Raw genomic sequence first — 13,264 nt, 5'->3', positions numbered from 1 at the left:
CAAGCTAACGAAACCCAGAGGGTGCCACAAGAATCCAGTGCGTAGAATGTCCTTTCAATCTGCCGGAAGACTCATTTCACTTTGAGTCCTTTTCCTTTTAACTCATTGATTTGCTCATTGAATTTTTTGTCATCCAGAGCTCTGGTGCCGTTTTCGATCAGAGTTGTTTTGAAGCCTTCGGAAATGGCATCGCTCAATGTGAAGTAAACGCAAACGTCTCCAGCAAGTCCACAAATGTGCAATTCATCCACTTCCCGTTCTTTCAAATAACCTGTTAGCCCTGTTGATTTCTTGTGGCCATTGTCGTAAAAGCCGCTGTAGCTGTCAATGTCGGGATCCATCCCTTTTCTGAAGATTGCCTCTATCCGATTGGTGTGCAAATCAGGGTGAAACTCTGAGCCTCTGCTGCCTTGCACACAGTGATCTGGCCAAAGAATCTGTTCCAAACCTTTCCATTCTATCTTCTCAAATTGCTTTTTTCCCTTGTGATTTGAAGCAAAGCTTTTATGGTCTTCAGGGTGCCAATCCTGTGTGGCTATCACCAGATCGTATTCTGATTGAATCTCATTGATCACTGGCACCACTTTATCTCCATTTGGAACTTCGAGCGAACCTCCAGGTGTAAAATCGTTCTGAACATCGACAATCAAAAGTGTTTTCATGACTGATTTTGTTTTTTGTGAAATTCAATGAGTTTATCGCGCTCTGACTTTAGCTTTTCGCTGAGACCAATTTTGTAGATGTGCGGATTGTCAAATCGCTTGTATTCATCTGGAAGCGCTGAAATTCTTTCTTTGGAAAACTCAGCTATTTCCTGTACAGACTTTTTCTTTCCCACTCGCTTTCCGTCTTGCATCACTGGCTTCAGCAGTGCTTCCAGATGACAATTCTTAAAGCTCACTTGCTTGTCGGGGTAGAGTGGATGAATCATTTTGTGAAGGTCGGTTTCACTTTCTAGTGCAATCACGTCCGCTCCGATCGGAACACCCTGGTCATTAGAAACTCGATAGACTTGTTTTCTGTGAGGAAGTGTAATTTTTTCAGTGTTTTCCGATAGCTTGATCCGTGGCTTACCGTTGGCGAACGCCAGTTTGTAAACACCATCGAGCGCTGCATCAGGTTGACCGGTTACAAGGCTGGTTCCCACGCCAAAGACATCGATTTTTGCACCCTGGTCTTTCAGGCTTTTGATCACAAACTCATCGAGCTGATTGGAAGCCGCAATTTTTGCATCTGTCAAACCAGCGTTATCCAGCATTTTTCGGGTCTCCTTCGAAAGATAGGCCAGGTCGCCACTATCCAGCCGAATGCCTTTTAGTTTTTCACCGCGATCGGCCATTTCCTTACCAACTTTAATAGCATTTGGGACACCGCTTTTCAAGGTGTCGTAAGTATCTACAAGAAGCACGCAGTCTTTGGGACGGGCTTTGGCAAAAGCTCTAAACGCGTCTATTTCTTTATCGAAACTCTGTACGAAAGAGTGAGCCATAGTTCCCGAAGGAGAGATGTCAAAATCCATAGCTGATTTCACATTGCTAGTGGCATCAAAACCACCGACCACTGCAGCCCGGCTCGCGTGATAGGCGGCAGTACTGTGAGCTCTTCGCATTCCAAAATCAATGAGAACTCCTTCTCCGGCCGCGCGCCTCATTCTACTGGCTTTGGTTGCTACCAGAGTCTGAAAATTGAGAATATTGAGCAGCATGCTCTCAATCAGCTGAGCTTCAATCATGCTGGCCTCAATGGTAAGCACAGGCCTTGTAGGAAAGACCGCATCGCCTTCTGCAGAACTGTAGACGTTCCCACAGAATCGAAAGTCCTTGAGGTAATCGACAAAGCGCTTGTCAAACCCTTGCTCTTTAAGAAAATTGAGTTCTGCTTTTTCGAATCTCAAATCTTCGAGAATTTCGAGCAGGTTGTCCAGCCCTGCAAAAACTGCGTAGCCGCTGTCTAGTGGCAGTTTTCTGAAGAAATAATCGAAAACACCTGTCTGTTCAGCAGTACCTTCCAAAAAATACGCCTGACTCATCGTCAGCTGGTATTGATCCGTGTATGTTCCTGTAATTCTCACAATCTGTTTGGTTTGATTATCCCTGGCTCTCCAGTATTTCCTTGAATTTCTTCAGTTGAGATTCACTGAAAAGTACAAAGCGCAAAAGCTTCAGCGAATTTGCAGATTTACATTCCTCAATCGATGTCTCAATGGCAATTTTTACTGCTTCATCAAAAGGATAACCAAATGCTCCGGTCGAAATCGCTGGAAACCCAATAGATTCAATTCCGTTTTCCTCGGCCAGTTTTATTGAGTTTCGGTAGCAGTTGGCCAGCAGCTCATCGGCTGGTTTGTCCTTGCCGTAAACGGGGCCAAGGCAGTGAATCACATGCTTATTTGGCAGATTATGAGCTCCTGATATCACTGCTTCTCCGGGAGAAATCGGTGCTTTTGGCTCGCACTCTTTTGCCAAACCTGGTCCTGCAGCATTGTGAATAGCACCGGCAACGCCACCGCCAGTCTGGAGTTCAGCGTTAGCAGCATTTACTATAGCTTCTAAATCTTTTTGACTGGCAATATCACCTTGCCGAACTTCTATTGTGGTGTTCTGTATCTGCATTTCTATTGACGATTTTAAGTTCAATAGTTTTCACAAACTCAGGGCGATGTTGTTTAAGCCGAAATCCGTTTCCCCCAGGTTTTAAGTGCGTAAGCAATTGATGCTGAGGTCACAAGAGAGAAGGAGCCGTAAATAATAGCTATGAGCGACATTTGCGGTTGGTCGAGGACATTGTTGGCTATAAATATTGCGAGGGCGCTGTTTTGTAAACCAAGTTCGATGGCAATGGTGTAGCGCGTCTCATGATCGAGATTAAACTTGCCTGGAATCCAGAAGCCGATCAACATAGTGGAAATATTGAGAATGAGGAGCGGAATGAGTAGATGCCAGTTTTGAAGCACCTGACCACTTTGCCCGCTTTCATCGAAAAAGATGAGAATTACAACAGCGCTGATTAAAAGAAGAGCAATGACCACCCGCATGGGCTTCTCGAGCTTCTTGCTTAAGTCACCACGCGAGATTTCATTAACAACGATGCCCACGGCCACAGGAAGTATCACGCTGTAAAGAATTTCTGAGAAGGTGTCCATGAAACTCAGACTTACTGTTGAACTTTCTCCCAAAAACAAGTTGTAGGCGACTTGAAGAAAGAGCGGGGTGGTGAACAAAATGACGAGGCTGTTGAAAGCTGTAAGCGATACAGAGAGCGACACGCGGCCCTTGAGCAAAAAGGTGACCAGGTTGGATGTGGTGCCTCCGGGACAGGCTGCAATAAGAATAAAGCCGACCTTGTAAACGGGGTCTATCGGCCAGAAATAAATGATGGCAAAAGCAACAAGCGGCAGAATTATGATCTGAGAAACAAGACCCACTATCATGGCTTTGGGGCGGACAACAATTCTCTTGAAGTCATTGAATTTGAGATTCAAACCGATCCCAAAGCTGATAATGCCTATTGCAATAGCGAGGTATGTATCTGTCCAGTTGGCGTCCATTCAGAGTCGAAATATTTTATGCTGCGCTAAGCCAGCCGGGCAAAAATAAAAGTACTTATGACGATTAGAGCGATCTGATAAATGAGATTGATCGGGAATTAAAAATCTCGGGTTTTTCTACATTCACAACATGTCCCGAGTCCTCAACAACAGTGAGTTGAGCTGTGGAGTGATTCTTCACCAATTTGGTTATGGATGGTAAAAACATGTGATCCTCCGAGCCCATAATGTAGAGCGTTGGCACAAGCGATTCTTTTATCCTGAACATGGCCAAAAGTGGATTCACCTGCGAGATTAGAGTAAACCAGCGTTTGAATTCTTTTTGATACAGTTTTTTTGCCTCTCGGATGAAAAGATTTCGCGAGTCGCGGTGCTTTTTACGTGGCATAATGATGAAGGCGAAAAAGCGATAGAGCAGGAGGTAGGGAAGGACAGATTTGAGTAGCGCTCCCATTCGCATCAAAATTTGACCGCGCAAGTTGAGCTTCATCACTGCTCCACCCAAAATCATACTGCTCACACGATCTGGATAGCGCTCTGAAATTTCTCTGATAATAATCGTTCCCAGAGAGATTCCCACGAAATGAGAAGTCTTAATTTTCTCGTAATTCATCACCTCAATGACTTCGTCACCGATTACGTCAAAAGTGTATTTTTTGAGGTTTTCGTAAATCTCTCGTTTCGACTTTCCGTGACCTCGGAGGTCGATAAGCAGGACATTGAACTCCTTTTTGAAATCGCGAATTTGCTTGTACCAAATAGAACTACTTCCACCTGCACCGTGAACAAACGTTACCCACTGGGCACTGCTGTCTTTCACGAAGGTAGTGTAGCTTAAAGCCGGCTGACTTAGTCCACCGGAACCTGGTTTTGTTTTGTCCTTATTCACTGTTTTCTCTGTCTGCGGCAGCGTTCACTGCAATACTTAACATCGTCCCAAACGAGCCGCCATTTTTTGCGCCAGGTGAATGGCCGTTTGCAAACAACGCAATTTTTTGTCGGTAAATGCTCCTTTTTCAAATTGATTTTAGTTAGCTACTCAGGTGACTTTTTTAGAAATCAGGCGTTTCATGAGGCCTTGCATAAGGGTAGCTGTCAATTTTTTTCAAATTATAATAATTATTTAGCCCTGAAATTCCAACGTTTTGAAGGTCTTCAAGATTTATCTGTCCATCCTCCGAAACTGCGCTATCAGGGATGCTCAGGTGCTCAACTTCGCCAATAATCATTCTGGTACCATTTGTCTTAATTGGTATTTCTTCGTGAAACTTCAATCCGATTTTTACGGGACTCTCTTTGACAAAGGGTGCTTCAAATCCAAATAGCATTTCTGGAGTAAAGCCACATCTTTCAAATTCAGATTCGGAGCTGTCGAATTTGGCTGAAGTGTAATGGGCCTGTTTTGCGTAATCACTGTGAATGTGATTGATCGTGTAGTAGCCCGTTTCGTGTATGTTTTCGTAAGTGTCTCTTCTCACTTTTTCTCCGGGTCTGATGAACATTCCCATCAATGCTGGATTGCTACCCAGATGCACAACTGAGCTAAATATTGCCAGATTGTGTACTCCTGATTTGGAAATGGATCCGATCAGGTTGGCGGGTTTTATTCCAGTGATGGAATTGATAATGTTCAGGCGCTTTATCCGCTCAGTTTTTTCTATGTCTTCTTTGTTCAAATACATGTTTTCAGGATTTGATTTCTTTCTTGCACTTTTTCCAAAACTTGAAGAAGGAAGAGTAGTAGCCAGTTACGCTGAACATCCAGTCCCGACTTTCTTCTTTACCCATATAATTATAATTGAGCGGATGCTCTTTGTAAATTATTTCTGACGGAGAATGTTCTCTTTGAAGCTCTTTAAATTCACCAACGAAGATTTGAATTTCTGGTATGTTCTTACTTAGCTCCAGTGCAAACTGCAGAGCATTTTTTGAAATGGGGTATTTCTCAAAAACTGAAGGCTCGAGCAACAAAATTCTATTCGCTTTTTCATTTTTGTGCCAATCAGGGTCGAGGTTGTAGTAATTGTAAATGAGCGTTGGCAAGCTGCTATCGTGAGTAATTTTCTGTTGTGGAGGAAGCTCGGTCGAGAGTTTAAGATCGACTGTCTCCTGAAGTCTCTCAGGAATTTCCTGAGGTGGTAGCTCGCTGTAGTCCACATCCATAAAAGTTCCTTGCTGATCCGTTTTGCAGTATTTGTTGACATTTTTCTGATTGGCCACATACTGTTTGTTGCTGTTGGATCCGGCCACCCATTGCCAACTCAGTCCGTTGCTCGCCCAATCTCCGTCCAGCAAATGATAGTACATCCACTGAGCAGGAAGCCACCAGTGTGACTTTCCGAAGTTGCAACAAATCGAAGCTATGTACATGCGCAGGTGATTGTGCAAATAGCCTGAATCATAAAATTCACGAATGGCATCATCGATTGCTTCCACGCCAGTGTTGGCTTCTGCAACTGCTTTTGGCATTTGGTGATTTCTCACATCAGGTTGCTCTCTTTTCAGGTCTTTGTTGATCTCTTCTTTTTCAGCAACCCAGATTTGCTGCCAGTAGTCTCGCCAGGCAAGTTCCTGAATGAACTTCTCTATTTTGGATACTTCAAAACCTCGGTCGAGCAGGTTTTGATAAACCATTTTGGTTGAAATTACACCGCGAGAGATGTAGGGGGAAAGTCTGGAAACATTGCCGTCAATAAAATTTCTGGAACGCCCATAGGATGATGGGTCGTAGGAGTTGACCTTCTCAAGAATGTGGTTGTAGCGAGTTTCGATGACTGTAATTTTTTAAAGATTCAATCATCTTACAAATCGCGAAGCAAATGGTTTTGGAGATTACTTTTTGCGACTGTAAATTCCGTGGAACGAAACGGCAACAGTTTCATCCTCTTCGTTTACAATTTCCCAGATCTGAGTCACTTTTCTTGCTTCTTCCATAGGATACCAGGTGATTCGATTTTTGAAAGTTCGTCCTTTAGCATCAGTGGTGAAATCGCTTTCTAGAATCATCTTCCCGTTTTCCAGATTGCCTTTGAGTTTCAAGATATTTCCTGAGCTGCTCACCCAAAGTTGGTTCCAGGTGCTATCGGCCGGGTCGTAATAGTTGAAGCTTCTTCCGGTGCTTCCAGAGGAACCTTTCCAGTTTTCACTGATAAGGCAATTGCCTTCAACTTTCTGAATGGAGTTTTCTCCTACCTCATTTCCGAGCGTGTCGTGCACTATCCATTCGCCAATCCAAAAGTCGAATTGTCCGTGCTGAGGAGTGCAACACTTACATTCAGGGTTTTGGGCGAGGGCTTGGGAGGAATAAAGAATAATCATGATCAATAAAGACCACAAGGCAAAAGAGTATTGGTTTTGATTAGTCATGTTCACTAAAATACTGATTAACAGCTGACCTCCCACTGGCAATCAAAGTTTTTACTTGTTTAGGCGATAGCTTTTTGACTTTAGGGCCAATGCCTTTGCAAGAAACCGATATTGTTCTTTGCCAATCTTCTTCAGTGAGATCCTTCCTGTTCAAGCTTTCGAGAACGTAGGTGTAGAATGCTGTAGCGTAATCTTCGAAGTTTTCAATTTTGACTTCGGCCAGTTCTCTATCGGACTTGTCTTCTTTCAACTGGTCTTCTGTCTCCATTCTGATCCCAATGGTTTTGGGGTTGTAGACTCTCTTTACTTTATCGTTTTGATCTACTATCGTAGAATCGAAAATGTGGATCGGAAAGTTTCCTGTGATCCCTCCATCAACCATGACCTCAAGGGATACGCTATCGTTTTGACTTTCGTAAATGGCACCGTCTTCATCAACGAAAACAGCTTCGAAATAAAGTGGAATGGACATGGAAATTCGTACCGCATTTTTCACTTTCATGTCGGGATACGTCTCGTGAGAAAGGATTACAAGCTTTTGTTTTGAAAGAGAAGTAGCTGTCACAAAGAGTTCTAAAAAACCTTTTTCGTGCAGTTCTCTGAATGTTATTTCACTGTCTCCGGTTTTAGCCTGGATGAGAGATCCGATCCAGTTGGTAAGCTCCTCATCTCGATACCAGCCAAAATTATTTTTGGTTCTGATTAAACCACCGATAAAAAGGTACTGGCCGTCATTCAGTTCTTCGAAACGCATCTCGGAAGTTATCTCTACAATCTCAGATGCGCTGTAGCCCAGGGAAATTAAAAGTGATGTAAGCGCTCCTGCTGAGGTGCCGGCTACTCTTTTGAGACTATCTAAAACACCGTGTCTTTCGAGAGACTCAAAAGCACCCGCATAAGCAATTCCGCGAATTCCGGCTCCCTCGAAAACCAGATTTTCTATATTTTTCTGGCCATAGGTAAGGCTGATATTCACGAGTAGAATAGCTATTAGAGATATAACTCTCCTTTCCATAAAGCAGTCTTTTCACCTTGAAGGTTTCTTCCAAAATGTTACCCACCAAAGCTGATTTCGGGTGCCTGTCTCATCATGTCTCTTTCTTTTTCAGAAAGATCAAACATCATTTCCTCATTGTAGCCCATACTGCTTGCCACAATATTTGATGGAAAAGTGCCAATGGCATCGTTGAACTCTCGAGTGGCTGTGTTGAACTGACTCCGCGATGAAGCCAGTTGGTTTTCTACATTTGAAATCTCTCCCTGAAGCTGACGGAAGTTGGTGTCGGCTTTTAGATCCGGATATGCTTCTACCGCTATTTGGAAGCCGCGAAGGGCAGCATTGAGATCCTGTTCGGTTGTAATCTTTTCTTCTACAGATTGGGCATTTACCGCACTGTTTCTGGCCGCGGTTACATTTTCCAAAGTAGCCCTTTCGTGGTCCATGTAACCTTTTACAGTACTTACGAGCTGTGGAATAAGGTCGTGACGTCTGTGCAAATTCACATCAATTTCAGCAAAAGCATTGTCTCGTTTGTTTTTGAGCTGGATCAGTCGGTTGTGGAGCCGGACGATCCATCCAACAATGATGAGGAGAAGAACGACCGTAATTATTATCGGTAGCATGAATTGTAAGTTTTGTTTACTGGTGAAAGATAGGAAATCTATGTTGTACTCCTTTCGAAAAGTCCTTGCTTGAAAACAGAAAAGGCGCCAAAAAGGCGCCTTCACTGTCTAAAAAATTAATTCTATTTCTTCACAAATTTCTTTCTCACGCTCTGTCCATCTAATTCCACTTCCAGAATGTAGGTTCCAGTTTCAAGTGAGGACAGGTTGAGCTTGTTTCCATCGGCTTTTTCAGACATGACTTTCTTACCTGTGATGTCGTAAATCATAACGATTGAGTTGGCACCGAAAAGCTCTGACTCAATAAAGATTTCTTCAGCAACTGGGTTAGGGTAGAGGGTAAACTGTGGTTGCTGGCCAAATTCGTCAACACCAATTGTGAAGTCACCTTCTACTACAGTGTTGGTTGAGTTGATCTCAAGATCTTCTTCATAAAGGTGATCTACGATTCCCGAAGGCCAAATAACTTTCACACTGTCTACAGTTTCTGCTGTGCCAATTCCGAAGTGAGTAGTTAGCGAACTCATGTAGCGGAATCCGTCTCCGCTTCGCACATCGCGAATTTGCTTTCCTAAGTTTTCTGTATACACTTCTACACGAGCACCAATGCCGTTCAAGTTACTGGCTGTACCTACGGTAAAGATTTTGATGTAGTTGTTATCGTTACCATTATTCATTTTGATAGTACTGCCATTTACCACATCGAGAAATCCATCGTTGTTAAGGTCGCCAACTGGACCGCTGCCAACACCAGCATCGATTTGTGAGAACGTCATGTCGCCATTTCCTAGCAAAATGATGTTTCCGCCCCCAAGAATATCAAGATAACCATCGTTGTTGAAGTCGTGCGTCACGTGCTCGATGGATGTAGCCATGAAGTTGTCAATTCCAGATCCTTCGACAACATCAGTGAAAATACCATCGTTGTTTTCCATCAGTCTGTGATGACCGTTGCTAAATGTGCTGGCTCCGACCATTGCGTCCATGTCGCCATCATTGTCGAAATCTCCCCAGGCAGACGACCAGGTTTGAATGTTGTCTTCCAGGCCAATTGCAGCAGAAACTTCTGAAAAAGTTCCGTCTCCATTGTTGCGGTGCATCTGATTGATGTTTGCATCAGAATCTCCACCACGGCATTTAGCAATGAAGAGGTCTGAGTCACCATCATTGTCATAGTCAACCCAGATTGAGCCATAGTTTCCACCGTCTGGAGTGTCACCCAAACCTCCCTGGTTGAAGGTGAGGTTTCCTTCACCGTCATTTGTGAAGTAGACGTTTGGTTGTACATCGTGGCAAACAAAAGGGTCAATGTGACCATCATTGTCCATATCTGTCATATTTGATCGCTGGCAGAAAACGTACTCGTCAAAAGATACTTCTTCGAATCCTTCTTCTTCACCGTTGTAGAACATAAACGTAACTCCAGAACCTCCTGCGTAGAGAAGGTCATTGTAGCCATTATTGTCAATATCGCCAGCACACAAGCTCCAAGATGGAGTATGGTTGGCATCAGGAGTAGAAATATTTATCGTTTCGAAAGAACCATCTTCCTGCTGCAGGTTCAAATTGACATTGTTTGAGCTTACCGAAACAACATCATCAAGTTGGTCATTATTCATGTCGAAAGCTCCGCGCATGGTACCTGAAGTATTCACAGATTGATTGGAGAAAGTGATGGCACCTTCCACAAGCTCTGTTGCTTCTACTTCGAAAATAAAACCTTCAGAAGACCAGCGGTCGTCAAAAGCTATGTAGTAAGTTTCACCAGCTTCGGCATTGAAAGAACCTACTGATAGGTAGCCATTTCCGCTGTCGTCATCTCCACCAACGCATGTTAGATTTCCACATTCTCCGGAGTAAACATGAAAACGTGTGTCTCCACCATTATTTATTGCAAGATCAGTTGATACTGTGATCTGCACATCCTCTTCATGAGTGAACGAGTACCATTCACCTCCTTCGGCACCTTCGCCATTGGTTGTGCAAATAGGAAGTGGAATCTCGGTTCCGTCAATAGCTTCAACTTCATAAATACCTAACTCTATCGGAAGAGCATCTTCGCAGGTGTCCTGAGCATTTATTCCCAGACTGAAGATACAGGCTGAGAGAGCTAATAAGTAAAGTTTTCTCATTTTGGGTTGTTTTTTTGGTTATCAAAATTCAGGTTTAACAATCCTCGGTTAGAGAATTGATGTATTCTTTAATCATTTCGGTTGCTTCTTCGTGAATCACAGAGCGTCCTAAAAGCGGCATCCTTTCAGCTTCATAGGTTGTGTTCAGCCTATAGTACATCATCGAGCGCTCGTGGTTTCCTGGAGAAATAATGTGAGTTAGCGTTTCATTTATGAACTCATCAGGTTCAACACAAACTCCCAGGTTTTCGGATTGATCCGATTCGCTCCAGGCAAAACGCACGGGGCGATAGTCGCAGTGACTTCCTTCTCTGTGGCAATGTCCGCAGTTGATATCGATGTAGGCACGAACTCGTTCGGACAATAAAGCAGTTTCATCGGTCCAGTCAGCCACGGTTTCAATGTTGGCAGGTAGAGTTGCGCTTAGGTAGCCTTCTTGTTGCCACTTTTCGAGTTGGTTGATAGACTGTCCGTCATAGTCAACCATTTTATTCATGTTCTGCGGCTTTGGACCAATGGGAATAGGCAAGCTGTTTGACTTATGGCAAGTGAGGCATTCGCCTTCAGATGGAATGCGATACTCAATTGATCTCAGCACATCATTCTCTTCATCATAAAATTCAATGTCAGTGTAGCTTCCATTGAGGTCGAAATACGCTTCAGTTTGTTCATCATTCCACACGTAGTCGGCAAAAAACCATTCGCCATTTACTTTGTACAGAAGCCTCGTTTCAATGATTCTCTTTTCATTGGACGGTTGAACGTTGTTGTAGTAGAAGTTTTTAATTAAGACTGTACCGTCATCGAACGAAAAAATTTCTGTATCTCCATCGTGCTGGGCACTTGCACCTTCCGCCATCCACACAAATCGTTTTTTCTTGGCGTAATCTGTGAAAAGTGGAGTGATGAGCTCGTAAGGTAGAACTCCTTCGGTTGGCGAAAGATCGGCAAGGTCTCCTTCAAAAAAACGATAATCGGAAAGTTTTGAATAAGGTAATTCTGCGGTGTTGAAAGACACTCCGCTGTCTGTGCCATCAGGGTCTTGCTTCGGTGGTTCTGGCTCCGGCTTGGAACATGCTACAGCGATCGCCAAAATAGAAGCTATTACAATTAAATTTCTCTTCATGATTAACTTTGCAGGTGAATGAATTTCGCTGATTTTCCAGTGTGAAACTGCAGTTTCACGTCAGTGACTGGCATTCTATAACTTATGACTTAAAAAATTCAAAAACGGTTGTCTCCGTCCATAAGATTTCCGAGACCGCCCAGGATACTACCTTCTCCACGTTTTTTGCCACCCATTTTTGGAGCGCTTGCTATCACCCTGTCAGCCAGCCTGCTGAAAGGAAGTGACTGAATGTAAACTGTCCCGGGTCCGGTAAGTTTTGCTAAAAAGATTCCTTCACCACCAAAGAACGTGTTTCTGAGTCCGCCAACATATTCAATGTCATAATCGATTTGCGAAGTGAAACCAGCAATACATCCAGTGTCCACCTTGAGCACTTCACCGGGCTGAAGCTGTTTTTCGATAACGGTGCCTCCCACGTGAAGAAATGCCATGCCATCGCCTTCCAACTTTTGCATGATGAAACCTTCTCCACCGAAAAGGCCAGTCCCCAGGCGTTTTTGAAATTCGATGCCAACCGCCACGCCCTTGGCAGCGCAGAGGAATGCATCTTTTTGGCAAACGATTTTACCTCCGTTTTTTGCCAGGTCGAACGCGATAACTTTTCCGGGGTACGGAGAAGCAAACCAGGCTTTCTTCTTTCCAGAACCCATGTTTGTATAGGCCGTCATGAAAAGCCCCTCTCCGGTTAGAAGCCTCTTACCAGCCGAGAGAAATTTGTTGAAAATCCCTTTATCCTGATTGGAGCCGTCTCCGAAAATAGTATTCATTTCCAGGTCGCTGTCCATCATCATCAAACTGCCAGGCTCAGCAATTACAGTTTCTTGTGGATCGAGCTCAATGCCTACGGCTTGCATTTCTTCGCCTACGAGTTCAAAATCAATTTCATGTGCTGCCATTAGAATTTCAATGTTTTTGGTATGACAGCCAAATTAAGGAAAAGTGAAAAAGGGATAACGGATTTAGAAAGATTTGGTAATCGTTGCTCCCGACTTAGGGAATGAGAAAATCGTAACGATCGAGACCGGGAGCAAGACCGTCTTTTTTTATTCCTACCTGGCGTAGTCCGCATTTTTTGTAGTACTCAGAAGTGTACAGCGAGGCGCTAATTTTCATGGAGTGATATCCTGCAGCATGCTCGAGCAGCTTTTGAAGTCGATAAGTGGTCAGTGCCTGACCATAGCTTTTGCCATAGTGTTTAGAGCTCACCATTCCCCAAACGAGCCCGGCAGTACCCGAGTTGTAATTCGTATAAATTCCACCACAAGCCACAGTTTCTTCTTTTTCAGTAATCAGATAGAATTGATGCTTTGCATGATAATCGAGCCAGTGCTCAAATTCAGATCGTTCATTAGAGGTGAAAAGCTGTGGAACATTACTGTCGAAAATTGTCAGACAGTCGCTTTTATAGCTTGGCGTGTAGTTGCGTATTACCATGGTCAGGGCGGATTATGGTGTTGATATGCAAGA

15 protein-coding genes are annotated in these 13,264 nt (G+C 43.7%); all 15 read right to left on the bottom strand.

Annotated features, from left to right (window positions below; genetic code table 11):
* Positions 1-71: 71 nt before the first annotated feature.
* The 15 genes from pncA to ABHV44_RS10565 all read right to left on the bottom strand — a co-directional run bounded on the left by pncA (position 72) and on the right by ABHV44_RS10565 (position 13,231).
* On the bottom strand, positions 72-662 hold the full coding sequence (pncA, locus tag ABHV44_RS10635; protein ID WP_459074668.1) for a bifunctional nicotinamidase/pyrazinamidase: 591 nt from the start codon (positions 660-662) through the stop codon (positions 72-74).
* Positions 659-2,074 carry a nicotinate phosphoribosyltransferase gene (locus ABHV44_RS10630; protein WP_459074739.1) on the bottom strand — a complete coding sequence of 472 codons (1,416 nt, stop codon included), beginning with the start codon at positions 2,072-2,074 and terminating at the stop codon, positions 659-661. The genes pncA and ABHV44_RS10630 overlap by 4 nt, the downstream gene beginning before the upstream one ends.
* 13 nt (positions 2,075-2,087) lie before the next feature.
* On the bottom strand, positions 2,088-2,612 hold the full coding sequence (locus ABHV44_RS10625) for a macro domain-containing protein (protein WP_459074667.1): 525 nt from the start codon (positions 2,610-2,612) through the stop codon (positions 2,088-2,090).
* A 53-nt stretch (positions 2,613-2,665) separates the two neighbouring features.
* The gene (locus ABHV44_RS10620) at positions 2,666-3,547 is read right to left on the bottom strand and encodes a bile acid:sodium symporter family protein (protein WP_459074666.1); all 882 of its coding nucleotides are present in this window, start codon (positions 3,545-3,547) and stop codon (positions 2,666-2,668) included.
* A gap of 64 nt (positions 3,548-3,611) precedes the next feature.
* Positions 3,612-4,436: an alpha/beta fold hydrolase gene (locus tag ABHV44_RS10615; RefSeq protein ID WP_459074665.1), complete on the bottom strand. Its 825-nt coding sequence runs from the start codon at positions 4,434-4,436 to the stop codon at positions 3,612-3,614.
* Positions 4,433-4,567 carry a DUF2256 domain-containing protein gene (locus ABHV44_RS10610; RefSeq protein WP_459074664.1) on the bottom strand — a complete coding sequence of 45 codons (135 nt, stop codon included), beginning with the start codon at positions 4,565-4,567 and terminating at the stop codon, positions 4,433-4,435. Before ABHV44_RS10610 ends, ABHV44_RS10615 begins: the two co-directional genes overlap by 4 nt.
* A gap of 32 nt (positions 4,568-4,599) precedes the next feature.
* Positions 4,600-5,229 carry a flavin reductase family protein gene (locus ABHV44_RS10605; protein WP_459074663.1) on the bottom strand — a complete coding sequence of 210 codons (630 nt, stop codon included), beginning with the start codon at positions 5,227-5,229 and terminating at the stop codon, positions 4,600-4,602.
* Positions 5,230-5,233: 4 nt separating this feature from the next.
* Complete coding sequence (locus ABHV44_RS10600; RefSeq protein WP_459074662.1) at positions 5,234-6,181, bottom strand: FAD-binding domain-containing protein; 948 nt, start codon at positions 6,179-6,181, stop codon at positions 5,234-5,236.
* 198 nt (positions 6,182-6,379) lie between these two features.
* On the bottom strand, positions 6,380-6,913 hold the full coding sequence (locus ABHV44_RS10595) for a hypothetical protein (protein ID WP_459074661.1): 534 nt from the start codon (positions 6,911-6,913) through the stop codon (positions 6,380-6,382).
* Positions 6,906-7,928, bottom strand: a complete 1,023-nt coding sequence (locus ABHV44_RS10590) for a patatin-like phospholipase family protein (protein ID WP_459074660.1) — start codon at positions 7,926-7,928, stop codon at positions 6,906-6,908. Before ABHV44_RS10590 ends, ABHV44_RS10595 begins: the two co-directional genes overlap by 8 nt.
* Positions 7,929-7,966: 38 nt before the next feature.
* Positions 7,967-8,536: a LemA family protein gene (locus tag ABHV44_RS10585; protein ID WP_459074659.1), complete on the bottom strand. Its 570-nt coding sequence runs from the start codon at positions 8,534-8,536 to the stop codon at positions 7,967-7,969.
* Between the two features lie 122 nt (positions 8,537-8,658).
* Positions 8,659-10,668, bottom strand: a complete 2,010-nt coding sequence (locus tag ABHV44_RS10580; RefSeq protein ID WP_459074658.1) for an FG-GAP-like repeat-containing protein — start codon at positions 10,666-10,668, stop codon at positions 8,659-8,661.
* 34 nt (positions 10,669-10,702) lie between these two features.
* A complete protein-coding gene (locus ABHV44_RS10575) occupies positions 10,703-11,794 on the bottom strand; it encodes a hypothetical protein (protein WP_459074657.1) in 1,092 nt (363 codons plus the stop codon).
* 98 nt (positions 11,795-11,892) lie between these two features.
* A complete protein-coding gene (locus tag ABHV44_RS10570; protein WP_459074656.1) occupies positions 11,893-12,693 on the bottom strand; it encodes a TIGR00266 family protein in 801 nt (266 codons plus the stop codon).
* Between the two features lie 94 nt (positions 12,694-12,787).
* Positions 12,788-13,231: a GNAT family N-acetyltransferase gene (locus ABHV44_RS10565; RefSeq protein WP_459074655.1), complete on the bottom strand. Its 444-nt coding sequence runs from the start codon at positions 13,229-13,231 to the stop codon at positions 12,788-12,790.
* Between the last annotated feature and the right edge of the window lie 33 nt (positions 13,232-13,264).

Source organism: Halocola ammonii (genome assembly GCF_049334165.1).
In the GTDB taxonomy this organism is placed as follows: Bacteria; Bacteroidota; Bacteroidia; order Flavobacteriales_D; family Sanyastnellaceae; genus JBEGHD01.
This window is presented reverse-complemented; position numbering and strand designations above follow the sequence as displayed.

Bases quoted from the DNA above. Each gene is read 5' to 3' on its own strand.
- ABHV44_RS10595 (WP_459074661.1), bottom strand. From the start codon at position 6,913: ATGACTAATCAAAACCAATACTCTTTTGCCTTGTGGTCTTTATTGATC.
- ABHV44_RS10565 (WP_459074655.1), bottom strand. From the start codon at position 13,231: ATGGTAATACGCAACTACACGCCAAGCTATAAAAGCGACTGTCTGACA.
- ABHV44_RS10585 (WP_459074659.1), bottom strand. From the start codon at position 8,536: ATGCTACCGATAATAATTACGGTCGTTCTTCTCCTCATCATTGTTGGA.
- ABHV44_RS10625 (WP_459074667.1), bottom strand. From the start codon at position 2,612: ATGCAGATACAGAACACCACAATAGAAGTTCGGCAAGGTGATATTGCC.
- ABHV44_RS10580 (WP_459074658.1), bottom strand. From the start codon at position 10,668: ATGAGAAAACTTTACTTATTAGCTCTCTCAGCCTGTATCTTCAGTCTG.
- ABHV44_RS10570 (WP_459074656.1), bottom strand. From the start codon at position 12,693: ATGGCAGCACATGAAATTGATTTTGAACTCGTAGGCGAAGAAATGCAA.
- ABHV44_RS10620 (WP_459074666.1), bottom strand. From the start codon at position 3,547: ATGGACGCCAACTGGACAGATACATACCTCGCTATTGCAATAGGCATT.
- pncA (WP_459074668.1), bottom strand. From the start codon at position 662: ATGAAAACACTTTTGATTGTCGATGTTCAGAACGATTTTACACCTGGA.
- ABHV44_RS10590 (WP_459074660.1), bottom strand. From the start codon at position 7,928: ATGGAAAGGAGAGTTATATCTCTAATAGCTATTCTACTCGTGAATATC.
- ABHV44_RS10575 (WP_459074657.1), bottom strand. From the start codon at position 11,794: ATGAAGAGAAATTTAATTGTAATAGCTTCTATTTTGGCGATCGCTGTA.
- ABHV44_RS10605 (WP_459074663.1), bottom strand. From the start codon at position 5,229: ATGTATTTGAACAAAGAAGACATAGAAAAAACTGAGCGGATAAAGCGC.
- ABHV44_RS10600 (WP_459074662.1), bottom strand. From the start codon at position 6,181: ATGGTTTATCAAAACCTGCTCGACCGAGGTTTTGAAGTATCCAAAATA.